A 24056-nucleotide genomic window follows, 5' to 3' on the forward strand; every position below is an offset into this window, starting at 1 on the left:
CGCCCCGCTCCATTCCCAGCCTTACAGAAAGGAAAGCCAATCGATGCCGCAGGTGGATCCAGAACTCTTCGATCGCGGCCAGTTCCAGGCTGAACTGGCCCTGAAGGCAAGCCCGATCGCGGCTTTCAAGAAGGCGATCCGCCAGGCCCGCGAGGTGCTCGACGGGCGCTTTCGCAGCGGCCGGGACATTCGCCGGTTAATCGAGGATCGTGCCTGGTTCGTCGATAACATCCTGCAAAAGGCCTGGGAACAGTTCGACTGGAGTGAAGACGCCGACATCGCGCTGGTTGCGGTCGGCGGCTATGGTCGGGGTGAATTGCACCCCTACTCCGACATCGATCTGCTGATCCTGCTGGACAGCGCCGATCATGAAATTTTCCGTGACTCCATCGAGCGTTTTCTGACGCTGCTGTGGGACATCGGCCTGGAAGTCGGTCAGAGCGTTCGCTCGGTCGACGAATGCGCCCAGGAGGCCCGCGCCGACCTGACGGTCATCACCAACCTGATGGAAAGCCGCACCATCGCCGGCCCCGAGCGCTTGCGCCAACGCATGCTGGACGTCACCAGCACTGCGCACATGTGGCCGAGCAAGGATTTCTTCCTGGCCAAGCGGGCCGAGCAGAAGGCCCGTCACCACAAGTACAACGACACCGAGTACAACCTGGAACCCAACGTCAAAGGCTCGCCTGGCGGCCTGCGGGATATTCAGACGATTCTGTGGGTGGCTCGTCGCGAGTACGGCACCCTGAACCTGCGCGCACTGGCCGGCGAAGGCTTCCTGGTAGAGAGCGAAAACGCCCTGCTGGCGTCTTCCCAGGAATTCCTGTGGAAAGTGCGTTACGCCCTGCACATGCTCGCCGGCCGCTCGGAAGACCGCCTGCTGTTCGATCACCAGCGCACCATTGCCAAGCTGCTGGGGTTCGAAGGCGACGATGCCAAGCAAGCCATCGAAAACTTCATGCAGCAGTATTACCGGGTGGTGATGAGCATTGCCCAGCTCAGCGACCTGATCATCCAGCACTTCGAGGAGGTCATCCTCGCACCGGACGATCAAGCGCCGCCGCAGCCGATCAACTCGCGATTCCAGCTCCACGATGGCTACATCGAGGCGCGCAACGACAACGTGTTCCGTCGCACCCCGTTTGCCATGCTGGAGATCTTCGTGCTGATGGCCCAGCAGCCGGAAATCAAGGGCGTGCGTGCCGACACCATTCGCCTGCTGCGCGAGAACCGGCACCTGATCGACGACGATTTCCGCAACGATATTCGCAACACCAGCCTGTTCATCGAATTGTTCAAGTGCAAGATCGGCATCCATCGCAACCTGCGACGGATGAACCGTTACGGCATCCTCGGGCGTTATCTGCCGGAATTCGGTTTCATCGTCGGGCAGATGCAGCACGACCTGTTTCACATCTATACGGTCGACGCACACACGCTGAACCTGATCAAGCACCTGCGTAAGTTGCAATACACACAGGTGTCGGAAAAATTCCCGCTGGCCAGCAAGCTCATGGGCAAACTGCCCAAACCCGAGCTGATCTACCTGGCCGGGCTGTACCACGACATCGGCAAGGGCCGGCATGGCGATCACTCGGATATCGGCGCCGTGGATGCCGAAGCTTTTTGCCAGCGCCACCAACTCCCCGTGTGGGACAGTCGCCTGATCGTCTGGCTGGTGCAGAACCATCTGGTGATGTCGACCACCGCCCAGCGCAAGGATTTGTCCGACCCGCAGGTGATCCACGATTTCGCACAGATCGTCGGTGACGAAACCCGCCTCGACTACCTGTACGTGCTGACCGTCGCCGACATCAACGCCACCAACCCGACGCTGTGGAACTCCTGGCGCGCCAGCCTCCTGCGCCAGCTCTACACGGAAACCAAGCGCGCCCTTCGTCGCGGCCTGGAAAACCCGGTCGATCGCGAGGAGCAGATCCGCCAGACCCAGAGCGCCGCCCTGGACATTCTGGTGCGCGGCGGCACCGATCCGGACGACGTCGAGCAGTTGTGGGCGCAATTGGGCGATGACTATTTCTTGCGCCACACCGCTGGCGACGTGGCCTGGCACAGTGATGCGATCCTCCAGCAGCCAGCCGATGGCGGGCCACTGGTGCTGATCAAGGAGACCACTCAGCGCGAGTTCGAGGGTGGCACGCAAATCTTCATCTACGCACCCGACCAGCACGACTTCTTCGCCGTGACCGTGGCCGCGATGGATCAGCTCAACCTGAACATCCACGACGCCCGGGTCATCACCTCCAGCAGCCAGTTCACCCTCGACACCTACATCGTGCTCGACGCGGATGGCGACTCGATCGGCGATAATCCGGCACGGGTCAAGGAGATCCGCGAAGGCCTGACCGAAGCCCTGCGAAACCCGGCCGACTACCCGACTATCATCCAGCGCCGGGTACCGCGCCAGCTCAAGCATTTTGCCTTCGCGCCGCAGGTCACGATCCATAACGATGCACAACGCCCGGTCACCGTGCTTGAACTGACCGCGCCCGACCGCCCCGGCCTGCTGGCGCGAATCGGTACGATCTTCCTGGAGTTCGACCTGTCGCTGCAAAACGCCAAGATTGCGACCCTGGGCGAACGGGTGGAAGACGTCTTCTTCATTACCGACGCCAACAACCAGCCGTTATCCGACCCGCAACTGTGCAGCCGGTTACAGGATGCAATCGTCGAGCAGTTGAGCGTCACTCAGGAACCCGATATCAAACTGTCGCGCATCAGTATCTGACATGACAAATTTTCCCCTGTGGGAACGAGCCCGTTCTTTGTAGGAGCGGGCTTGCCAGCGATGGACTCAAGATCACCGCGTTTAGCCGGCAAGCACGCGTTATTGTTAACGACCATCGCTGACAAGCCAGTTCCCACAGGAAACAAGGGTTGTCCACACCCCGCACCGAACGAGATCTACCGATGAACAACGCTCTGACCCAGCTCCAGCCCTACCCTTTCGAAAAGCTCCGCGCCCTGCTCGGCAGCGTCACGCCAAACCCGGAAAAACGCGCCATCGCGCTGTCCATTGGCGAGCCGAAACACCGCTCGCCAAGCTTTGTCGCCGAAGCCCTGGCAAGCAATCTGGATCAGATGGCCGTGTACCCGACCACCCTCGGCATCCCGGCCCTGCGCGAAGCCATTGCGGCATGGTGCGAGCGTCGCTTCAACGTCCCGAACGGCTGGATTGACCCGGCGCGCAACGTGCTGCCGGTCAATGGCACCCGTGAAGCGCTGTTCGCCTTCACCCAGACCGTGGTCAACCGTGGCGACGATGCGCTGGTGGTCAGCCCGAACCCGTTCTATCAGATCTACGAAGGCGCGGCGTTCCTGGCCGGTGCCAAGCCGCATTACCTGCCATGCCTGGATGAAAACGGCTTCAACCCGGACTTCGATGCCGTTTCACCGGACATCTGGAAACGCTGCCAGATCCTGTTCCTGTGCTCGCCAGGCAACCCGACCGGCGCGCTGATCCCGGTCGACACCCTGAAAAAGCTGATCGCCCTGGCCGATGAATACGACTTCGTGATCGCTGCCGACGAGTGCTACAGCGAACTGTACTTCGACGAACAAACCCCGCCGCCCGGTTTGTTGAGTGCCTGCGTGAAACTGGGCCGCAAGGACTTCAAGCGTTGCGTGGTATTCCACAGCCTGTCCAAGCGCTCGAACCTGCCAGGCCTGCGTTCGGGTTTTGTCGCCGGTGATGCGGACATTCTCAAGGGCTTTCTGCTGTATCGCACCTACCACGGCTGCGCGATGCCGGTGCAAACCCAACTGGCCAGCGTCGCCGCGTGGAACGACGAAGTGCACGTGCGCGCCAACCGTGCGCTGTACCGCGAGAAGTATGATGCGGTGCTGGAAATCCTCAGCCCGGTCATGGACGTGCAGCGCCCGGATGGCGGTTTTTACTTGTGGCCGAATGTGGCCGGTGACGACGCTGCCTTCTGCCGCGACCTGTTCGAACAGGAGCACGTGACCGTGGTACCAGGTTCCTACCTGTCGCGGGATGTCGATGGCGTCAACCCGGGCGCAGGCCGTGTGCGCATGGCACTGGTCGCACCGCTGGCCGAATGCGTCGAAGCCGCGGAACGTATCCGCGACTTCATCCAGCGTCGTAAATAGCACGCGTCCCCTGTAGCGGCGAGCTTGCTCCTACAAGGGTTATTTGACCTGTCCGAGTTTCGCTTCACTCAGGTCCAGCTCACTCAACACCTCACGCAAGACGTCATCACCAATCTGGTGATGACGGCTGAGGCTATACAACTCCAGACGCTGCGCCCGCAGCGCTTTCAAGCGCAGACGCCGCTCCAGCAAATCCATCTGAAACGCCAGCGCCTGGGCTTCAGCCGAATCGTTGTATACCTCCAGTTGATGCCGATATTCGGACATGATCCGCGCCTTGAGCTCTGCCGATAAGGCGGATTCAGCGGCGTCATGAGGGTTGACCTCTTCGGCTTCGAGCGCATGAATAGCCGCCTCGGCGGTTTTGCGCCAGGCATCGCGCACTTCATTTCGACGCTTGTCGTCAGGGCTTTTTTCGATCCCGCGCAGCAGCAACGGCAAGGCAATGCAGGCCGCGATCAGCGATAACAGAATCACCCCGGCCGCGATGAAGATCAGCAGGTCACGCTCAGGAAACTCGCTGCGACCCATGAGCATCGGCACCGACAGCACACCCGCCAATGTCACCGCGCCGCGAACGCCACCGACGGTCAGCAACCAACAGGAACGCGCGCTGGGCACCCGGGTGATCTGATCCGCGCCGCGCCAGCGTCGCAGCAAAATGGACAGGCGCCAGATGCTCTGCACCCAGACAAACCGCAACACCAGCAGCACCAGGAAAATCGCGAGGACATCCAGGCAACGGTAAAGCAACGTTGGCCACAGTGATGTTTCGTGGCTGGCCACGGCTTTGATGATGTCCGGTAATTGCAGTCCCAACAGCAGGAAGATCAAGCCGTTGAAGGCAAACTCCAGCAAGGACCAGACGCTGCGATTGAGCAAGCGGGTATTGGTCTGGCGCGGAAGCAGGTCAAGCCAGCTCTGCATCATCCCCGCCGCCACCGCCGACAGAATGCCCGACACCCCCACCCGCTCGGCCAGCACGTAGGCGGCAAACGGCAGCAGCAACATGAAAACCACATGCGTGGCCGGATCATCCCAACCGCGGGCGACCATCCATGAGCGCAAGCGCCCCACCAGCCAGCTCAACGCCACGCCCGTGGCCAGGCCTCCAATTGCCACCAGCACGAAAGTGACACTGGCATTGGCCAGCGAGAACACGCCTGTCACGGCGGCCACCAAGGCAAACTTGAAGGTCACCAGACCCGACGCATCGTTCATCAGCGCCTCGCCCTGCAGCATGTGCATCAATGGCGTCGGCAAGCGGTTCTGGGAGATCGCCGACACCGCCACGGCATCGGTCGGCGACAGCACCGCCGCCAGTGCAAACGCCACGGCCAACGGAATGCTCGGCAATAACCAATGAATGAAATACCCCGCACCGACCACCGTGAACAACACCAGGCCCACCGCCAGCGTCAAAATCGGCCCGCGCAAGCGCCAGAACTCACGCTTGGGCATGCGCCAGCCATCGGAAAACAACAGCGGTGGCAGGAACAGAAACAGAAACAGCTCAGGATCAAGGGCGACGTGCAGCCCGAGTGTCGGCCAGGCGAGCAAGGCACCTGCGCCAATCTGCACCAAAGGCAACGGCAACGGGATCACCCGTCCGATCAGGCGTGAAACGCCGACCAACATCAGCATGATCAGCACGGTGTAGGCGGTTTGCATAACGCAGGGTTCCCGGACAAACGACAGCATTGAAGTGCCATATTAGCCGCTTAGACTGTGCACTGACCTTTGCACCAATGTCGCACGCGGTCCTGTAGGAACGAGCTCGCTCGCGAGGGTCGCCAACAATGACGCCACCAAACTGACACCCCGTGGTGTTCTCGAGTTCATCGCGAGCGGGCTCGCTCCTACAGGGTTTCATGCAGGTGATAAAGACAAACCCGACCACAGCCGACGCGAAACCGTCCGGTCATGGCATAATCCCGAACCTTTTATTTCCGGCATCTGTAAAGGGGGCGAGTCCTTGACCGTTTCAAGTAAAACGTTGCACCTTTTCGGCATCAAAGCCTGCGACACCATGAAAAAGGCGCGCACCTGGCTTGATGAACACGCTGTCAGCTATGACTTCCATGATTACAAAGCGGTCGGTATCGACCGTGAACACCTGACCCAATGGTGCAACGAGCACGGCTGGGAAGTGGTGTTGAACCGTGCAGGCACGACCTTTCGCAAGCTCGACGACGAACGCAAAGCCGATCTCGACCAGTCGAAAGCCATCGAGCTGATGCTCGCACAACCTTCGATGATCAAGCGCCCGGTGCTCGATCTCGGTGACCGAACCCTGATTGGCTTCAAGCCAGATATCTACGCGGCAGCACTCAAGTAGGCAGCCCGTTCCAATTTGCTAGAGGTATCAACATGTCCACTACCCCGTTCAGCCTGGCCTTTGGTGTCGGCACTCAAAACCGTCAAGGCGCATGGCTGGAAGTGTTTTACGCGCAGCCATTGCTTAATCCGTCCGCCGAACTGATCGCTGCCATCGCCCCGGTTCTGGGCTACACCGAAGGCAACCAGGCCATCGCCTTCACCACCGCACAGGCTTCGCAACTGGCTGAAGCGGTCAAAGCTGTCGACGCTGCCCAGGCCGCCCTACTGACCCGTCTGGCCGAGAGCCACAAGCCGCTGGTTGCGACCATCCTGGCCGAAGACGCTCAACTGACTTCCACGCCTGAGGCTTACCTCAAGCTGCACCTGCTGTCCCATCGCCTGGTCAAGCCGCACGGCCTGAACCTGGCCGGTGTGTTCCCGCTGCTGCCGAACGTAGCGTGGACCAGCCAGGGTGCGATCGACCTGGCCGAACTGGCCGAGCATCAACTGGAAGCCCGCCTGCGCGGCGAATTGCTCGAAGTGTTCTCGGTGGACAAGTTCCCGAAAATGACCGACTACGTCGTACCGGCCGGCGTGCGTATCGCTGACGCGGCACGTCTGCGCCTGGGCGCTTACGTTGGCGAAGGCACCACCGTGATGCACGAAGGTTTCGTCAACTTCAACGCCGGCACCGAAGGCCCGGGCATGATCGAAGGCCGTGTATCGGCTGGCGTGTTCGTTGGCAAAGGCTCTGACCTGGGCGGCGGTTGCTCGACCATGGGCACCCTGTCGGGCGGCGGTAACATTGTGATCAAGGTTGGCGAAGGCTGCCTGATCGGCGCCAACGCCGGTATCGGTATCCCGTTGGGCGACCGCAACACCGTTGAATCGGGCCTGTACGTGACCGCTGGCACCAAAGTGGCCCTGCTGGACGAGAAAAACCAGCTGGTCAAAGTGGTCAAGGCACGTGAACTGGCCGGTCAGCCTGACCTGCTGTTCCGTCGCAATTCGGAAACCGGTGCCGTGGAGTGCAAAACCCACAAATCGGCGATCGAACTGAACGAAGCACTGCACGCTCATAACTAAGCGTCACACAAGTTCACCTGTAGGAGCGAGCCTGCTCGCGAAAAACGCAAGGGCAACGCGGTTATCCAGATAATGCGCGTTACCGTTCACGTTCATCGCGAGCAGGCTCGCTCCCACAGGTGTCTGGCGTACGCCCGCCCAAGTTCAACAGGGCTCAAAAGCATGATGATTCCCTCTCCCTGGCGCGCCGACTTTCCGGCCATCGCCGCGCTGCAACGGCAAGACCAGACCTATCTGGACAGCGCCGCCACCACGCAAAAACCTCAAGCCCTGCTCGATGCCCTCACGCATTACTACGCCAACGGCGCGGCCAACGTGCATCGGGCGCAACACCTGCCGGGCGCCCACGCCACCCAGGCCTTCGAGGACAGCCGCAGCAAAGTCGCCCAGTGGCTCAATGCCGGGAACTGCGGGCAAATTATCTTCACCCACGGCGCGACGTCTGCGCTGAATCTCCTGGCCTATGGCCTGGAACACCTATTCAACCCGGGCGATGAAATTGTCATCAGCGCCCTGGAGCATCACGCCAACCTGCTGCCGTGGCAGCAACTGGCAAAGCGTCGCGCATTGAAACTGGTGATCCTGCCGCTGAACGCCGACGGTCTGATCGAACTCGAAGCCGCGGCGCAATTGATCGGCCCGCGCACTCGCCTGTTGGCGGTCAGCCAGTTGTCCAACGTGCTCGGCGCCTGGCAACCATTGCCCGCACTGTTGGCGATGGCCAAGGCGCACAACGCCCTGACCGTGATCGACGGTGCCCAAGGCGTGGTCCATGGTCGACACGACGTCCAGGCACTGGGTTGCGACTTCTATGTGTTTTCCAGCCACAAGCTCTATGGCCCTGATGGCCTGGGCGTGCTGTTCGGGCGCAATGAAGCTTTGCAACAGCTTGCGCCATGGCAGTTCGGCGGCGAGATGGTGCTGGACGCCAACTACCACGACGCACGCTTTCGCCCTGCACCGCTGGGGTTTGAAGCAGGCACACCGCCGATTGCCAGCGTGATCGGTCTGGGCGCGACTCTGGATTACCTCGCCGGGCTCGATCAGAACGCCGTATCCGCCCATGAAGCGGCGCTGCATGACTATCTGCTCAAAGGCCTTGAGGCACGCAACGGCATCCGCCTGCTGGGCACGCCGCAAGTGGCATTGGCCAGTTTTACCGTCGAGGGTGTGCATAACTCTGATCTGGCCCACTTGCTGACCGAGCAAGGGATCGCCGTTCGCGCCGGTCATCACTGCGCCATGCCGTTGCTGAAAAGCCTTCAACTGGCCGGAGCGATTCGGGTGTCGCTGGGGTTATACAATGACTCTGAAGACCTTGAGCGCTTCTTTGAAGCCCTGGATCAGGCACTGGAGTTGCTGCGATGAGTTTGCCCGTCGATGCCGTGACCGCCCTGCACGCCTTTCAGAATGCCCCCGGTTGGGAACAACGGGCACGCCTGTTGATGCAATGGGGCGAACGCCTGCCAGCGTTGAGCGATGAGGATAAAGTCGACGCCAACCGCGTGCACGGCTGTGAAAGCCAGGTATGGCTGGTGGGCGCGCTGCACGACGGTCATTGGCAGTTCAGTGCCAACAGCGATGCGCGGTTGATTCGCGGATTGGTGGCGCTGCTGCTGGCACGGGTCAACGGCTTGTCGGCGGTTGAGTTGCGACAGGTGGATTTGCCGGACTGGTTCAATCAGCTGGGGCTCGGTCGCCAGTTGTCCCAGTCCCGTAGCAATGGTTTGAACGCTGTTTTACAGCGGATGCGTGACTTGGCAGGTTAATAGCCATCGCGAGCAGGCTCGCTCCCACCAGGGATCTGTATTCGACGCCTATCCAATGTGGGAGCGAGTCTGCTCGCGATGAAGCCATCAGCAACAACCATCAAACCTCAGGTTTGACCCGATCCGCTGGCCGCCGTACCCCCGCCACAATCTTGTCCACCGCCTTGGTCGCTGCGACCATGCCGAACGTCGCCGTCACCATCATCACCGCGCCGAACCCGCCGGCGCAGTCGAGCTTCACGCCGTCGCCGACAAAACTCTTCTGCAGGCAAATGCTGCCGTCCGGTTTCGGATAGCGCAGTTGCTCGGTGGAAAACACGCAGGGCACGCTGTAATGGCGGGTCACGGTGCGCGAGAAGCCATAGTCGCGGCGCAGGGTCGAGCGCACTTTCGAAGCCAATGGGTCATTGAAGGTGCGGTTCAGGTCGCAGACCTGGATCAGTGTCGGATCAATCTGCCCGCCCGCGCCGCCGGTGGTGATGATCTGGATCTTGCGGCGCTTGCACCAGGCGATCAGCGCCGCCTTCGCATTGACGCTGTCGATGCAGTCGATCACGCAGTCGATGTTCGGCGTGATGTACTCGGCCATGGTCTCGCGGGTCACGAAATCCGCCACCGCGTGCACGGTGCAGTCCGGGTTGATCCCGCGCAGGCGCTCGGCCATCACTTCGACCTTGGGCTTGCCAACGGTGCTGTCCAGCGCATGCAACTGGCGGTTGGCGTTGCTGACGCAGACGTCGTCCAGGTCGAACAGCGAAATCTCGCCCACGCCGCTACGCGCCATGGCTTCCGCCGCCCAGGAACCTACGCCACCGACGCCGACGATCGCCACATGGGCCGCGCGCAGGCGCTCAAGGCCTTCGATGCCATACAAACGGGCAATACCAGCAAACCGCGGATCTTCTGTACTCATGACCATTACCCCAAAAACCGGCGCGCATTATAGAGGGTGTCCGGCCTTCTAATAAGATTTAACTTTCAAGCTACAAGTGTAAGAACTTATGTGAGAGCACATTGCCCAATGTCGGGCATTTCCCTGTCCGATGTACGTTCAGCGATCTGCCGGTGTAGGATGCGCGCCCCTTGGCGGTAGCCAACCGTTCCTTCGTTCCACAGCCTTTGGAACCCGAAATAGCTATGTCATCGCGTAAATTTGGACTCAATCTGGTGGTGGTGCTCGCCATCGCTGCCTTGTTTACCGGCTTCTGGGCGCTGATCAATCGCCCGGTCACCGCTCCCAACTGGCCTGAACAGATTTCCGGCTTCTCCTATTCGCCGTTCCAGCAGGGCCAATTCCCACAGAAGGACCAGTACCCCACTGACGACCAGATGCGGCGTGATCTGGAGATCATGAGCAAGCTGACGGACAACATCCGTATTTACTCGGTCGACGGCACGCTGGAGGACATCCCCAAGCTCGCGGAAGAATTCGGCCTGCGGGTGACCCTGGGGATCTGGATCAGCCCGGACCAGGAGCGCAATGAGCGAGAAATCGCCCGGGCCATCGAACTGGCCAACACCTCGCGCAGCGTCGTGCGTGTGGTCGTAGGCAACGAGGCGATTTTCCGTAAGGAAATTACCGCACAGGAACTCAGCGTAATGCTGGACCGCGTTCGTGCCGCCGTGAAGGTGCCGGTCACCACGTCCGAGCAGTGGCATGTCTGGGAAGAACACCCCGAACTGGCCAAGCACGTCGACCTGATCGCCGCCCACGTTCTTCCTTATTGGGAATTTATCCCGGTGGACAAGGCCCAGCAGTTCGTTCTGGACCGCGCCCGCGACCTGAAAAAGCTGTTCCCGAAAAAGCCGCTGCTGCTGTCTGAAGTGGGCTGGCCGAGCAACGGCCGCATGCGTGGGGGCGCCGATGCGTCGCCGGCAGACCAGGCGATCTACTTGCGCAACCTGGTCAACAAACTCAACCGCCAGGGCTTCAACTACTTCGTGATCGAGGCCTTTGACCAGCCTTGGAAGGCCAGCGACGAAGGTTCGGTGGGAGCGTATTGGGGCGTGTTCAACGCCGCGCGCCAGCAGAAATTCAACTTCGAAGGCCCGGTCGTCGCCATTCCGCAATGGCGCGTACTGGCCATCGGCTCGGTGGTGCTGGCACTGCTGTCGCTGACCCTGCTGATGATTGACGGCTCGGCCCTGCGCCAACGCGGCCGTACCTTCCTGACGTTCATCGCGTTCCTCTGCGGTTCGGTGCTGGTGTGGATCGGTTATGACTACAGCCAGCAATACAGCACCTGGTTCAGCCTGACGGTGGGCTTCCTGCTCGCCCTCGGTGCGCTCGGGGTGTTCATCGTGCTGCTCACCGAGGCCCATGAACTGGCCGAGGCGGTGTGGATTCACAAGCGCCGCCGGGAATTCCTGCCGGTGGTCGGTGATTCGAGCTACCGCCCCAAAGTGTCGATTCACGTGCCGTGCTACAACGAGCCGCCCGAGATGGTCAAACAGACCCTCGACGCCCTGGCCAACCTCGACTATCCGGACTTCGAAGTCCTGATCATCGACAACAACACCAAGGACCCGGCGGTCTGGGAACCGGTGCGCGACTACTGCGAAACCCTCGGCCCGCGCTTCAAATTCTTCCACGTCGCGCCATTGGCCGGCTTCAAGGGCGGCGCGCTGAATTACCTGATTCCGCATACCGCCAAGGACGCCGAAGTCATCGCGGTCATCGACTCGGACTACTGCGTGCACCCGAACTGGCTCAAGCACATGGTGCCGCACTTCGCCGATCCGAAAATCGCCGTGGTGCAATCGCCGCAGGACTATCGCGACCAGAACGAAAGCACCTTCAAGAAGCTCTGCTACGCGGAATACAAAGGCTTCTTCCACATCGGCATGGTCACCCGCAACGACCGTGACGCGATCATCCAGCACGGCACCATGACCATGACCCGTCGCTCGGTGCTCGAAGAACTGGGCTGGGCCGACTGGTGCATCTGTGAGGACGCCGAGCTGGGTCTGCGGGTGTTCGAAAAAGGTTTGTCGGCGGCGTACTACCACGACAGTTACGGCAAGGGCCTGATGCCCGACACCTTTATCGACTTCAAGAAACAGCGGTTCCGCTGGGCCTACGGTGCCATTCAGATCATCAAGCGCCACACCGCCAGCCTGCTGCGCGGCAAGGACACCGAACTGACCCGCGGCCAGCGTTATCACTTCCTCGCGGGCTGGTTGCCGTGGGTGGCGGACGGCATGAACATCTTCTTCACCGTCGGTGCACTGCTGTGGTCGGCGGCGATGATCATCGTGCCGCAACGGGTCGATCCGCCGCTGCTGATCTTCGCCATCCCGCCTCTGGCACTGTTCGTGTTCAAGGTCGGCAAGATCATCTTCCTCTACCGCCGTGCGGTGGGCGTGAACCTGAAAGACGCGTTCTGCGCGGCCCTGGCCGGGCTGGCGTTGTCGCACACCATCGCCAAAGCGGTGCTGTACGGCTTCTTCACCAGCAGCATTCCGTTCTTCCGTACGCCGAAGAATGCCGATAACCACGGCTTCTGGGTGGCGATCTCGGAAGCGCGCGAAGAGGTGTTCATCATGCTGCTGCTATGGGGCGCGGCGCTGGGGATCTTCCTGGTCAACGGCATGCCGAGCAACGACATGCGCTTCTGGGTGACCATGTTGCTGGTGCAATCGCTGCCTTACCTCGCGGCGCTGATCATGGCGTTCCTGTCGTCGCTGCCAAAACCCGTGGCCGAGACGGCAACGGCACCTGCGGTCTAAATCTTCGCGGATGCACTAAACGGCGGCCTATGGTCGCCGTTTTGCTTTAAGATAACCGCCATTTTGCAGGGCTTGGCGCAATACGAATCCCACATTGGCCCTTGCCCATATTCAAGTTTTCCGGAGTTTTCACATGACGGCCCACGCCGACCTTTCGCCGACCCTTCAACTCGCCATCGACCTGATCCGCCGTCCATCCGTGACGCCGGTCGACGCCGATTGCCAGAAGCAGATGATGCAGCGCCTGGGCGATGCCGGTTTTGCGCTCGAGCCGATGCGCATCGAAGATGTGGATAACTTCTGGGCTACCCACGGTCAACACGACGGTCCCGTACTGTGCTTCGCCGGTCACACCGACGTCGTACCGACCGGCCCGGTGACCGCCTGGCAGATCGACCCGTTCAATGCAGTGATCGACGAACACGGCATGCTCTGTGGCCGTGGCGCGGCGGACATGAAGGGCAGCCTCGCCGCCATGACCGTGGCCGCCGAGCGTTTTGTCGCCGACTACCCGGATCACAAGGGCAAGGTCGCGTTCCTGATCACCAGTGACGAAGAAGGCCCGGCACACCATGGCACCAAAGCCGTGGTCGAGCGCCTCGCGGCGCGCAAGGAGCGTCTGGACTGGTGCATCGTCGGCGAGCCGTCGAGCACCACCCTGGTCGGTGACGTGGTCAAGAACGGCCGTCGCGGCTCCCTCGGCGCCAAGCTGACCGTACGCGGCCTGCAGGGCCACGTCGCCTATCCGCACCTGGCGAAGAACCCGATCCACCTCGCTGCCCCGGCCCTGGCCGAACTGGCCGCCGAGCACTGGGACCACGGCAACGACTTCTTCCCGCCGACCAGTTTCCAGATCTCCAACGTCAACTCCGGCACCGGTGCGACCAACGTCATCCCGGGCGATCTGGTCGCGGTGTTCAACTTCCGCTTCTCCACCGAATCCACCGTCGAAGGCCTGCAGAAGCGCGTGGCCGACATCCTCGACAAACACGGTCTGGACTGGCACATCGACTGGGCGCTGTCCGGCCTGCCATTCCTCACCGAACCGGGTGCGCTGCTCGACGCCGTTTCGTCCAGCATCAAGGACATCACCGGTCGCGAGACCAAGGCGTCCACCAGCGGCGGTACCTCCGACGGACGCTTCATCGCCACCATGGGCACGCAAGTGGTTGAGCTGGGGCCGGTCAACGCGACCATCCACCAGGTCAACGAGCGGGTGCTGGCGGCTGATCTCGACGTGCTGACCGAAATCTACTACCAGACCCTGATCAAGTTGCTCGCCTGATGCTGGCCTGCCCGATTTGCAGCGAACCGCTCAACGCGGTGGACAACGGCGTGGCCTGCCCCGCCGGGCATCGTTTCGACCGTGCACGCCAGGGTTACTTGAACCTGCTGCCGGTGCAGCACAAGAACAGCCGCGACCCTGGGGATAACCAGGCGATGGTCGAAGCCCGCCGCGACTTTCTGAACGCTGGCCACTACGCGCCGGTGGCCAGGCGCCTGGCGGAACTGGCGGCCGGGTATGCGCCGCAGCGCTGGCTGGACATCGGTTGTGGCGAGGGTTACTACACCGCGCAAATCGCCGATGCCTTGCCGGACGCCGACGGTTACGCGCTGGACATTTCCCGGGAAGCGGTCAAACGCGCCTGCAAACGCAATCCGCAGCTGACCTGGTTGATCGCCAGCATGGCCCGCGTCCCCCTGGCCTCCGGCAGTTGCCAGTTTCTGGCCAGCGTCTTCAGCCCGCTGGACTGGCAGGAAGCCAAACGCCTGCTCAGCCCTGGCGGTGGACTGATGAAAGTCGGACCGACCAGCGGCCACCTGATGGAATTGCGTGAGCGGCTGTATGACGAAGTCCGCGAATACATTGACGACAAGCATCTGGACCTGGTGCCTGAAGGCATGGCGCTGGCGCACAGTGAAACCCTGGAATTCCGGCTGACGCTAACCAGCGGCCAGGACCGCGCGAACCTGTTGGCCATGACACCCCATGGTTGGCGTGCCAGCGCTGAACGTCGGGCGGCGGTCATCGAACAGGCCGAGCCGTTCGAGGTCACCGTGTCGATGCGCTACGATTATTTCGTTCTTCAATAATTTTCAATTTTGGCCTTGGGCGATCCCCAAGGCCGGCTAAATCCGCGAATGGATTTTTCAGACCGCAGTGAGGACATCCATGCGCCAACCCGATATCGAGATTTACCTGAAAGACGCCGACGTCGACCACAAGGCCATCTCCGCCTGGCTCGGTGCCGCCTTGGGCCCGTGCACCGACTGGGTGCAGAAAGGCCAGACCTACAAGTGCAAGGCCGGTAACGTGCCGGTCACCTGGTTGCCGAAAGCCGTAGGAAAATGGAACAGCCTGTACCTGGAAAGCGACCAGACCCCATGGGAAGACGACATTGCGTGCGCACGCGCCGCCTTTGCCGCACTGAACGTCGAAGTGCGTTGCGCACCGGGGAGCTGGGTCGAGGAGGAAGGCGAGGAGACGGCCGATCGCTGGATTCGCATCAGTGCCGACGGTGAAGAAGAGATCACCTGGAAGACCGCTTAAAGCCTGAACACCGCACCTGTAGGAGCGAGCTTGCTCGCGATGGTCGTCAACGAAAACGCGCCAATTCCGGAAAGCGCGGCGTCCTTGAGATCTTCGCGAGCAGGCTCGCTCCCACAGTGTTTTTTCTGGTCCGATGAATGTGCTTACAACCCCACCACATCCTCAGCCTGCAAACCCTTCTGCCCTTCCACCACCGCATATTCAACCTGCTGGCCTTCGGTCAGCGAGCGATGCCCCTCACCACGAATGGCCCGGTAGTGCACGAACACGTCCACCCCGTCCGCGCGCTGGATAAAACCGTAGCCCTTCGCGTCGTTGAACCACTTCACGTTGCCGGTTTCACGTGTTGCCATCTGTTCATACTCCTCTTTTATTATTGATCGGGCTTTTCGCAGGAAAGCCTCGGGAACATTGCTTGCACTGATAGGTGCCACTGTATGGCCAGTGCGGGCTCGCCGAGTATATGTCAGGCGCCAAAACTCTCAAATGGAGTTTACTTATGCGCTTTTTTGCCGATTTTCAGCGAATCCGGCACACTGTCCCCCCCCGAGCAAACGCTTGGTTTTATTCACTCATGCAGAAGCCGTATGACCCGTTCCCCGCTCCGCCGTCTTGTGTTTGGCACCCTGCGCCGACTTTTGTACCTCTGGGTTCGCTCGGAGACGATCAACCAGTCGTCGTTTACCCTCGACCTCGACCGCAGTCGCCCGGTGTTCTACGTCCTGCAAAATCCTTCGCTGACCGACCTCGCGGTGGTCGACACCGAATGCACCAAGGCCGGCCTGCCGCGCCCGGTGCTGCCAGTTTCGGTGGGCAACCTGCTGGAGCCGGCCGCGTTCTTCTATTTGACGCCAGACCCCGACTGGATCGGCCGCCAGGACAAGCGCGGCGCGCCACCCACCTTGACTCGTCTGGTCAGTGCCCTGAGCCAGAACGCGGCCGAAGACGCGCAAATCATTCCGGTCAGCGTGTTCTGGGGCCAGTCGCCGGACAGCGAATCCAGTCCGTGGAAACTCTTGTTCGCCGACAGCTGGGCCGTCACCGGGCGCCTGCGTCGCTTGCTCAGCATCATCGTGCTGGGGCGCAAGACCCGCGTGCAGTTCTCCGCACCGATCCACCTGCGAGAACTGATCGACCACAACAAAGGCCACGAGCGCACCGTGCGCATGGCCCAGCGCATCCTGCGGGTGCACTTCCGCAACTTGAAAGCCGCCGTGATCGGCCCGGACATTTCCCACCGCCGCAATCTGGTCAAGGGCTTGCTCAACCAGCCACTGGTCAAACAGGCGGTCATCGAAGAGGCCGAGCGCGAAAACATTTCCCTGGAAAAAGCCAAGGCCCAGGCCCTGCGCTATGGCAACGAGATCGCCTCGGACTACACCTACACCGCGATCCGCTTCCTGGAAGTGGTACTGAGCTGGTTCTGGAACAAGATCTACGACGGCATCAAGGTCAATCACATCGAAGGTGTGCAGAAAGTCGCCCAGGGTCACGAAGTGATCTATGTGCCGTGCCACCGCAGCCACATCGACTACCTGCTGCTCTCCTATCTGCTGTTTCGCAACGGCCTGACCCCGCCGCACATCGCCGCCGGTATCAACCTCAACATGCCGGTCATCGGCGGCCTGCTGCGGCGTGGCGGCGCGTTTTTCATGCGCCGCACCTTCAAGGGCAACCCGCTCTACACCTCGGTGTTCAACGAATACCTGCACACCCTGTTCACCAAGGGTTTCCCGGTGGAGTACTTCGTCGAAGGCGGGCGCTCACGCACCGGTCGCATGCTGCAACCGAAAACCGGGATGCTCGCGATCACCTTGCGCAGCTTCCTGCGCTCGTCACGCATGCCCATCGTGTTCATACCCGTGTACATCGGATACGAACGCGTACTGGAAGGCCGGACCTACCTCGGGGAATTGCGCGGCGCGAGCAAGAAGAAAGAATCGATCTTCGATATTTTCAAAGTCATCGGCGCGCTCAAGCAGCGCTTCGGTCAGGTCGCGGTGAACTTCGGCGAGCCGATCAAACTGGCGCAATTCCTCGACAGCGAACAGCCGGGCTGGCGCAAGCAGGAACTCGGCCCTCAGTTCAAACCGGCCTGGCTCAACGAAACCACCAATCGTCTGGGCAACAAAGTCGCGCAGCACTTGAACGAAGCGGCGGCAATCAACCCGGTCAACCTGGTTGCCCTGGCCCTGCTGTCCACCAGCCGCCTGGCGCTGGATGATCGCGCCATGGCGCGGGTGCTCGACCTGTATCTGGCGCTGCTGCGTAAAGTCCCGTACTCACCGCACACCACGTTGCCGGAAGGCGACGGCCGCGCGCTGATCGAGCACGTCAAGGACATGGACTTGCTGTCCGAGCAGAGCGATGCCTTGGGTAAGATCCTGTATCTGGACGAGCAGAACGCTGTCCTGATGACCTATTACCGCAATAACGTGCTGCACATTTTCGCGCTGCCGGCACTGCTGGCGAGCTTCTTCCAGAGCGCCTCGCGCATGAACCGCGAACAGATCCTGCGCTACACCCGCGCGCTGTATCCGTACCTGCAAGCGGAGCTGTTCATTCGCTGGTCGCTGGACGAACTGGACGCGGTGATCGATCAATGGCTCGAGGCGTTCGTCGAGCAAGGACTGCTGCGCTTCGAGAACGACGTATACCTGCGCCCGGCACCGAGCTCGCGGCATTTCGTGCTGCTGACACTGCTGTCCAAGAGCATCGCCCAGACCTTGCAGCGCTTCTACATGACCGTTTCCCTGCTGCTCAACAGCGGTCAGAACAGCATCAGCGCCGAAGAATTGGAAGACCTGTGCACAGTCATGGCCCAGCGCCTGTCGATCCTCCACGGCCTGAACGCCCCGGAGTTCTTCGACAAAAGCCTGTTCCGCCACTTCATCCAGACCCTGCTGGACCTCGACGTGCTCAAACGCGATGCAGCCGGCAAGCTGGGCTATCACGAACTGCTCGGCGAACTGGCTGAAGGTGCAGCCCAGCGGGTGCTGCCGGCGGAAATTCGTCTGTCGATCCGTCAGGTGGCCTTGCATCGCAGTGAAGATGCGGAGGAGTTGGCAACGCCGCTCTGATCCAGATCGCAGAAGCAAGGAAGCTTCTCATCAATCCAGCTGCACTTTCGCTGTCGCGCGCAGGACTTTTCCTACATTGGATTGAGCACTGAAGGAATATGCTCTCGGTTCGTCAGTTTCGACGAGTCAATGATAAGGAAATCAACATGAGCAACGAAAACACCCTGAGCATCAGCGGCAACGTTCACTATCTGGAAAGGATTGCGCTTTTGCCGAACTCGACACTTTACGTCAGCCTGCAAGACGTTTCGCTGGCTGATGCTCCTGCCAAACAACTGGCCGCTCAAGTCATCCCCGATGCGCAAAGGGCAGGCTTGAACTTCAATCTTCAGTACAGCACCGCAGACGTCCTGCCTGGTCACACCTACGCAATCAGTGCACAAATCAAAACCGATGGCGAACTGGTCTTTACCACCACCGAGCATCACCCGGTAGAGCTGGGCGTCGACGGCGTGCAGGCTGTTGAAGTGCTGGTCCACAGGGTTTAACGCAGACCTACGGCAACAATTCTTCAAACCCTGAGCGTTAACGCCAGACTCCCCGTCAGGCGTCTGCAATACCTTGCCGGGCGATATCGCCGGCAATTTCCTTTAAATTGTCGTTGGCGCCGAGCTTCTTCAGGCGTCAACGACATGGATTCCAATCATGAAAAAACTTTCGCTTCTGGGACTGACAGCTCTGCTTGGAGCTTGCCAATCGATACAACCTGCCGCCAAGACCAGCCTGGACGGTGAAGTCTTCTACTTGCAACGCATCGCCCTGCCCGCTGACGCCACCTTGAGCGTGAGCCTGCAGGACGTGTCGCTGGCCGATGCGCCGGCTGCAGTCCTCGACGAACAGAAAGGCCAGATCAAAGGTCAGGTGCCGCTCCCCTTTCATCTGAGTTACGATCCGGCGCAGGTTAAACCGGGTCATCGCTATTCAGTCAGTGCGCGCATCGAAGTCGATGGCAAGTTACTGTTTATCACCACCGAAAATCATGCCGTGCAGCTCGATGGCAGCGATCCGCAACCTTTGAAAATCCGCGTCAACGCCGTCCGCTAACTCCCATTTTTGAAAGGAAGCTGCCATGCTCCGCCCCACTCTCCGCTTCGCCGGCCTGTGCGCTGGCTTGATGATCTGCGCCAACGCCATGGCACTGTCCCTCAGCGACCTGTCGCAAAAAGACGCCACCGGCGGCCTCAAGGATGCGCTGACCCAAGGCGCACAACTGGCCGTGAAACAACTCGGTACGCCGGGTGGTTTCAGCAACAATCCGGACGTGAAAATCGAACTGCCCGGCAAACTGGGCAAGGTCGCCAGCAAAATGAAGCAGTTCGGCATGGGTGATCAGGTCGATCAACTGGAAACCAGCATGAACAAAGCGGCGGAAACCGCCGTGGTACAGGCCCAGCCGATCCTCGTGGATGCGGTGAAGAAAATGACCGTGGAAGACGCCAAGGGCATTCTCAGTGGCGGCAACGACTCAGCCACCCAGTACCTGAACAAAACCAGCCGCGAACAGATCCGCGCCAAGTTCCTGCCTATCGTCAAGCAAGCCACCGACCATGTCGGCCTGGCTCAACAGTACAACTCGTTCGCCGGCCAGGCCGCGACCATGGGCGTGATCGACACCAAGAATGCCAACATCGAAAGCTACGTCACCGAACAGGCGCTGAACGGCCTGTTCGAGATGATCGGCAAACAGGAAGAAACCATCCGCCAGAACCCGGCAGCCGCCGCGACCAGCCTGGCGAAGAAGGTGTTTGGTACGCTCTAAGCCGAAACACAAATCCTGTGGGAGCAGGTACATCCGAGGGAAATTGTTCGACTGTCAGGCCGCCATCGCACTATATCGAAGTGCGGAGGGCCGGGGTCTACATCGGCAACGACGATACCGGCAAGATCTACTCCATTCACCAGAGCCCCTGTAGGAGCGAGCCCGCTCGCGATGGTCGTCAACGATGACGCGGGCTGTCTGAATACCCGCGTTGCCCTGACGTTCATCGCGAGCAGGCTCGCTCCTACAGAGAGCACAGCGGCGTACACCCACCCGCTCCTCACCACTCATCAGGCCGAGCGTTAGCTCGCCTGCAGCTTTTGATCTTGATCCACCCGCCCCTTCGGGAGGCTGAGTGGAGGTGTGCATCCGGGGAGTGGCGCGCAGCGCCGTTCGACGCAGTCGAACACGCTGCATGTAGGTTGAAGCGAAGCCAACCGGAGGGCAGTGTCCCCGGATGGATACCGCAGCGAAGGAACGCCGAGCCTCAGCGAGGGGCCGGACGCCGGGCGTGAACGGAACAACCACCCCAAAGCCTGGTCGGCCCGAAGGCCGCCACGCCCAAGGATCAGACCGACTCCTTCCTGACCCGGAACCAGGCCGCATACAACGCCGGCAAAAACAGCAACGTCAGCGCCGTCGCCACGATCAACCCGCCCATGATCGCCACCGCCATTGGCCCGAAGAACACACTTCGTGACAGCGGAATCATCGCCAGCACCGCCGCCAGCGCGGTCAATACAATCGGCCGGAAGCGCCGCACCGTCGCCTCGATAATCGCCTGCCATGGCTTGAGACCGGCCGCGATGTCCTGCTCGATCTGATCCACCAGAATCACCGAGTTACGCATGATCATCCCTGACAACGCGATCGTCCCGAGCATCGCGACAAAACCGAACGGCTGACGGAACACCATCAGGAACAAAGTCACCCCGATCAGCCCCAACGGCGCGGTCAGGAACACCATCGCCGTGCGGGAGAAACTGCGCAGTTGCAGCATCAGCAACGTCAGCACGACCACAATGAACAGCGGTACGCCAGCCTTCACCGAGTTCTGCCCACGTGCCGAGTCCTCCACCGTACCCCCGACATCCAGCAAGTACCCGTCCGGCAACTCGGCGCGGATCGGTTCAAGGGTCGGCAAGATCTGCTGCACCAGGGTCGCCGGTTGTTCCTTGCCATAAATGTCGGCGCGAACCGTCACGTTGGGCAAGCGGTTACGGTGCCAGATCACGCCTTCCTCAAAGCCGTACTCCAACGTTGCGATCTGCGACAGGGCCACGCTACGCCCGTTATCGGTCGGCACCGCCAGGCTTGGCAGCAACGACAGTTCGCTGCGTTCACGCAAGGTGCCGCGCAGCAGGATTTCGATCAACTCGTTGTCTTCACGGTATTGGCTGACGCTGGAACCGGTCAGTGAACTTTGCAGGAACTTCGACAGGTTCGCCGTGCTCACGCCCAGTGCCCGCGCGCGGTCCTGATCGACGTTCAGGTACACGACTTTGCTCGGTTCTTCCCAGTCCAGGTGGACGTTGGCCACGTGCGGGTTTTCGCGAACCTTGGCCGCGACCTTGCGGGCCAGTGCGCGGACCTCATCGATGTGTTCGCCCGTCACCCGGAACTGCACCGGATAACCGACCGGCGGACCGTTTTCCAGGCGCGTGACCCGCGAGCGCAGGGCCGGGAATTGTTGGTTGAGGGTTTCGATCAGCCAGGTGCGCAGCGCTTCACGCTCCTCGATGGTCTTGGCCAGGACCACGAACTGGGCGAAGCTCGCCGCAGGAAGTTGCTGATCCAGCGGCAGGTAAAAACGCGGCGAGCCGGTGCCGATGTAGGCCACGTAGTTATCGATTCCGGCTTTGTCCTTGAGCAGCGCCTCGAGGCGCGTGACCTCCTTGGCCGTGTTGCTCAGGGAAGCGCCTTCGGCCAGTTTCAGGTCGACCATCAACTCCAGTCGGCCGGAAGCGGGAAAGAACTGCTGAGGCACAAAGCGGAACAGCACAATCGAGGCAATGAACAACAGCACGGTCAAGGCGATAACGGTTTTGCGCCAGCGCACACACCACTCCACCAGACGTCTGACACGCTGGTAGAACGGCGTGCCATAAGGATCGGGCTGACCCGTGCCGTGTTTGGCTGCGTGAATTTTCGCCAGGTCCGGCAGGAGTTTTTCCCCGAGATAAGGCACGAACACCACAGCGGCCACCCAGGAGGCGAGCAGTGCGATCGTCACCACCTGGAAAATCGACCGGGTATATTCACCCGTGCCCGATTGCGCGGTGGCTATCGGCAAGAACCCGGCGGCAGTGATCAGCGTTCCGGTCAGCATCGGGAAGGCGGTACTGGTCCAGGCATAGCTGGCAGCTTTTATACGATCGAAGCCTTGCTCCATTTTGATCGCCATCATTTCCACGGCGATGATCGCGTCGTCCACCAACAAACCCAGCGCCAGCACCAGCGCGCCGAGGGAAATCTTGTGCAGGCCGATGCCCAGGTAATACATGCAGGCGAAGGTCATTGCCAACACCAGCGGGATCGCCAGGGCGACCACCATGCCCGTGCGCACGCCGAGGGAGAAAAAACTCACCAGCAGCACAATCGCCAACGCTTCCACCAGCACCTGGACGAACTCGCCGACGCCGGTTTTCACTGCCGCAGGCTGGTCGGACACCTTGCGCAGTTGCATGCCGACCGGGAGGTTTTTCTGGATGCGGGCGAACTCGACTTCCAAGGCCTTGCCCAGCACCAGAATGTCGCCGCCATCCTTCATGGCCACGGCCAGACCAAGGGCATCCTGCGCCATGAAGCGCATGCGCGGTGCGGGAGGATCGTTGAAGCCACGGCGTACGTCAGCCACATCGGAGATGCGGAAGGTGCGATCACCGACACGAATCGGAAAGTTTTTTATCTCATCGACTGTCTGAAAATTCCCCGACACCCGTAGCTGCAATCGTTCGCTGCTGGTTTCAAAGAAGCCGGCGGTGGATACCGCGTTCTGTTCTTCAAGCGCCTGTTGCACCGCCGCCAACGGCAAGCCAAGGGTGGCGAGTTTGACGTTGGAAAGCTCGATCCAGATTTTTTCGTCCTGCAACCCGAGCAGGTCGACCTTGCCCACATCCTTGACCCGCTGCAGCTGGATTTGAATACGGTCGGCGTAATCCTTGAGCACGGCGTAGTCGAAACCCTCGCCGGTCAGTGCATAGATATTGCCGAAGGTGGTACCGAACTCATCGTTGAAGAATGGCCCCTGGATGCCCGGTGGCAGAGTGTGGCGGATGTCGCTGACCTTCTTGCGTACCTGATACCAGAGGTCCGGGATTTCCACCGAGTGCATGGAATCTCGCGCGATGAACGTCACCTGGGATTCACCCGGCCGGGAGAACGACACGATGCGTTCGTACTCGCCGGTTTCCATCAGTTTCTTTTCGATGCGCTCGGTCACCTGGCGCGAGACTTCCTGCGCCGTCGCCCCCGGCCAGTTGGTGCGGATCACCATGGCTTTGAAGGTAAACGGCGGGTCTTCGCTTTGACCGAGCTTGGTGTAGGACAGTGCGCCAACGATTGCCAGCAACAGCATCAGGAACAGTACGATCTGGCGGTTACGCAGCGCCCATTCGGAAAGATTGAAGCCCATC

Annotated in this window: 18 protein-coding genes; 14 read left to right on the top strand and 4 right to left on the bottom strand. The window is 60.8% G+C overall.

What is annotated here, in order from left to right:
• Positions 1-43 precede the first annotated feature (43 nt).
• On the top strand, positions 44-2746 hold the full coding sequence (locus ACX3YF_RS01000) for a [protein-PII] uridylyltransferase (RefSeq protein ID WP_130209672.1): 2703 nt from the start codon (positions 44-46) through the stop codon (positions 2744-2746).
• A gap of 182 nt (positions 2747-2928) precedes the next feature.
• On the top strand, positions 2929-4128 hold the full coding sequence (gene dapC / locus ACX3YF_RS01005) for a succinyldiaminopimelate transaminase (protein WP_130209670.1): 1200 nt from the start codon (positions 2929-2931) through the stop codon (positions 4126-4128).
• 39 nt (positions 4129-4167) lie between these two features.
• On the opposite strand, the gene ACX3YF_RS01010 is transcribed toward dapC, so the two are convergent.
• On the bottom strand, positions 4168-5799 hold the full coding sequence (locus ACX3YF_RS01010; RefSeq protein ID WP_448645899.1) for a Na+/H+ antiporter: 1632 nt from the start codon (positions 5797-5799) through the stop codon (positions 4168-4170).
• Between the two features lie 304 nt (positions 5800-6103).
• Here ACX3YF_RS01010 and ACX3YF_RS01015 point away from each other — a divergent pair, with 304 nt between their 5' ends.
• The 4 genes from ACX3YF_RS01015 (at position 6104) to ACX3YF_RS01030 (ending at position 9302) form a co-directional block, all read left to right on the top strand.
• On the top strand, positions 6104-6466 hold the full coding sequence (locus ACX3YF_RS01015) for an ArsC family reductase (protein ID WP_008057297.1): 363 nt from the start codon (positions 6104-6106) through the stop codon (positions 6464-6466).
• Between the two features lie 32 nt (positions 6467-6498).
• Entirely contained in the window at positions 6499-7533 is a 1035-nt protein-coding gene (dapD, locus tag ACX3YF_RS01020) for a 2,3,4,5-tetrahydropyridine-2,6-dicarboxylate N-succinyltransferase (protein WP_130209666.1), read from the top strand.
• Between the two features lie 162 nt (positions 7534-7695).
• Positions 7696-8901: an aminotransferase class V-fold PLP-dependent enzyme gene (locus ACX3YF_RS01025; protein ID WP_448645898.1), complete on the top strand. Its 1206-nt coding sequence runs from the start codon at positions 7696-7698 to the stop codon at positions 8899-8901.
• The gene (locus ACX3YF_RS01030; RefSeq protein ID WP_198132745.1) at positions 8898-9302 is read left to right on the top strand and encodes a SufE family protein; all 405 of its coding nucleotides are present in this window, start codon (positions 8898-8900) and stop codon (positions 9300-9302) included. Before ACX3YF_RS01025 ends, ACX3YF_RS01030 begins: the two co-directional genes overlap by 4 nt.
• A 100-nt stretch (positions 9303-9402) precedes the next feature.
• On the opposite strand, the gene tcdA is transcribed toward ACX3YF_RS01030, so the two are convergent.
• Complete coding sequence (gene tcdA / locus ACX3YF_RS01035; protein WP_189340452.1) at positions 9403-10215, bottom strand: tRNA cyclic N6-threonylcarbamoyladenosine(37) synthase TcdA; 813 nt, start codon at positions 10213-10215, stop codon at positions 9403-9405.
• A gap of 224 nt (positions 10216-10439) precedes the next feature.
• On the opposite strand from tcdA, the gene ACX3YF_RS01040 reads away from it, so the two are divergent.
• The 4 genes from ACX3YF_RS01040 to ACX3YF_RS01055 all read left to right on the top strand — a co-directional run bounded on the left by ACX3YF_RS01040 (position 10440) and on the right by ACX3YF_RS01055 (position 15582).
• The gene (locus ACX3YF_RS01040) at positions 10440-13031 is read left to right on the top strand and encodes a glycosyltransferase (RefSeq protein ID WP_130209658.1); all 2592 of its coding nucleotides are present in this window, start codon (positions 10440-10442) and stop codon (positions 13029-13031) included.
• A gap of 133 nt (positions 13032-13164) precedes the next feature.
• Positions 13165-14316, top strand: a complete 1152-nt coding sequence (gene dapE, locus ACX3YF_RS01045) for a succinyl-diaminopimelate desuccinylase (protein ID WP_130209656.1) — start codon at positions 13165-13167, stop codon at positions 14314-14316.
• A complete protein-coding gene (locus ACX3YF_RS01050) occupies positions 14316-15125 on the top strand; it encodes a putative RNA methyltransferase (RefSeq protein WP_130209654.1) in 810 nt (269 codons plus the stop codon). The genes dapE and ACX3YF_RS01050 overlap by 1 nt, the downstream gene beginning before the upstream one ends.
• A 79-nt stretch (positions 15126-15204) precedes the next feature.
• Positions 15205-15582, top strand: coding sequence for a hypothetical protein (locus tag ACX3YF_RS01055; RefSeq protein ID WP_020799880.1), 378 nt, complete (start codon positions 15205-15207; stop codon positions 15580-15582).
• Between the two features lie 143 nt (positions 15583-15725).
• On the opposite strand, the gene ACX3YF_RS01060 is transcribed toward ACX3YF_RS01055, so the two are convergent.
• Positions 15726-15935 carry a cold shock domain-containing protein gene (locus tag ACX3YF_RS01060; protein WP_019647794.1) on the bottom strand — a complete coding sequence of 70 codons (210 nt, stop codon included), beginning with the start codon at positions 15933-15935 and terminating at the stop codon, positions 15726-15728.
• A 234-nt stretch (positions 15936-16169) separates the two neighbouring features.
• Between ACX3YF_RS01060 and plsB the strand changes: the two genes are divergently transcribed.
• From plsB to ACX3YF_RS01080, 4 genes are all read left to right on the top strand, one after another.
• Positions 16170-18662 (top strand): glycerol-3-phosphate 1-O-acyltransferase PlsB, encoded by a 2493-nt coding sequence (plsB, locus tag ACX3YF_RS01065; RefSeq protein ID WP_458973296.1) that lies wholly within the window; start codon positions 16170-16172, stop codon positions 18660-18662.
• 146 nt (positions 18663-18808) lie between these two features.
• Positions 18809-19150 (top strand): YbaY family lipoprotein, encoded by a 342-nt coding sequence (locus ACX3YF_RS01070; RefSeq protein WP_196585994.1) that lies wholly within the window; start codon positions 18809-18811, stop codon positions 19148-19150.
• 157 nt (positions 19151-19307) lie between these two features.
• On the top strand, positions 19308-19706 hold the full coding sequence (locus ACX3YF_RS01075; protein ID WP_130209646.1) for a YbaY family lipoprotein: 399 nt from the start codon (positions 19308-19310) through the stop codon (positions 19704-19706).
• Positions 19707-19731: 25 nt separating this feature from the next.
• On the top strand, positions 19732-20421 hold the full coding sequence (locus ACX3YF_RS01080) for a DUF4197 domain-containing protein (RefSeq protein ID WP_130209644.1): 690 nt from the start codon (positions 19732-19734) through the stop codon (positions 20419-20421).
• Between the two features lie 568 nt (positions 20422-20989).
• On the opposite strand, the gene ACX3YF_RS01085 is transcribed toward ACX3YF_RS01080, so the two are convergent.
• Complete coding sequence (locus ACX3YF_RS01085) at positions 20990-24055, bottom strand: efflux RND transporter permease subunit (RefSeq protein WP_448645896.1); 3066 nt, start codon at positions 24053-24055, stop codon at positions 20990-20992.
• Between the last annotated feature and the right edge of the window lies 1 nt (position 24056).

Source organism: Pseudomonas fluorescens group sp. PF-69 (genome assembly GCF_054481235.1).

Excerpts from the sequence above, each read along its gene's own strand:
- ACX3YF_RS01000 (WP_130209672.1), top strand. The coding sequence starts at position 44 with ATGCCGCAGGTGGATCCAGAACTCTTCGATCGCGGCCAGTTCCAGGCT.
- dapC (WP_130209670.1), top strand. The coding sequence starts at position 2,929 with ATGAACAACGCTCTGACCCAGCTCCAGCCCTACCCTTTCGAAAAGCTC.
- ACX3YF_RS01010 (WP_448645899.1), bottom strand. The coding sequence starts at position 5,799 with ATGCAAACCGCCTACACCGTGCTGATCATGCTGATGTTGGTCGGCGTT.
- dapD (WP_130209666.1), top strand. The coding sequence starts at position 6,499 with ATGTCCACTACCCCGTTCAGCCTGGCCTTTGGTGTCGGCACTCAAAAC.
- ACX3YF_RS01025 (WP_448645898.1), top strand. The coding sequence starts at position 7,696 with ATGATGATTCCCTCTCCCTGGCGCGCCGACTTTCCGGCCATCGCCGCG.
- ACX3YF_RS01030 (WP_198132745.1), top strand. The coding sequence starts at position 8,898 with ATGAGTTTGCCCGTCGATGCCGTGACCGCCCTGCACGCCTTTCAGAAT.
- tcdA (WP_189340452.1), bottom strand. The coding sequence starts at position 10,215 with ATGAGTACAGAAGATCCGCGGTTTGCTGGTATTGCCCGTTTGTATGGC.
- ACX3YF_RS01040 (WP_130209658.1), top strand. The coding sequence starts at position 10,440 with ATGTCATCGCGTAAATTTGGACTCAATCTGGTGGTGGTGCTCGCCATC.
- dapE (WP_130209656.1), top strand. The coding sequence starts at position 13,165 with ATGACGGCCCACGCCGACCTTTCGCCGACCCTTCAACTCGCCATCGAC.
- ACX3YF_RS01050 (WP_130209654.1), top strand. The coding sequence starts at position 14,316 with ATGCTGGCCTGCCCGATTTGCAGCGAACCGCTCAACGCGGTGGACAAC.
- ACX3YF_RS01055 (WP_020799880.1), top strand. The coding sequence starts at position 15,205 with ATGCGCCAACCCGATATCGAGATTTACCTGAAAGACGCCGACGTCGAC.
- ACX3YF_RS01060 (WP_019647794.1), bottom strand. The coding sequence starts at position 15,935 with ATGGCAACACGTGAAACCGGCAACGTGAAGTGGTTCAACGACGCGAAG.
- plsB (WP_458973296.1), top strand. The coding sequence starts at position 16,170 with ATGACCCGTTCCCCGCTCCGCCGTCTTGTGTTTGGCACCCTGCGCCGA.
- ACX3YF_RS01070 (WP_196585994.1), top strand. The coding sequence starts at position 18,809 with ATGAGCAACGAAAACACCCTGAGCATCAGCGGCAACGTTCACTATCTG.
- ACX3YF_RS01075 (WP_130209646.1), top strand. The coding sequence starts at position 19,308 with ATGAAAAAACTTTCGCTTCTGGGACTGACAGCTCTGCTTGGAGCTTGC.
- ACX3YF_RS01080 (WP_130209644.1), top strand. The coding sequence starts at position 19,732 with ATGCTCCGCCCCACTCTCCGCTTCGCCGGCCTGTGCGCTGGCTTGATG.
- ACX3YF_RS01085 (WP_448645896.1), bottom strand. The coding sequence starts at position 24,055 with ATGGGCTTCAATCTTTCCGAATGGGCGCTGCGTAACCGCCAGATCGTA.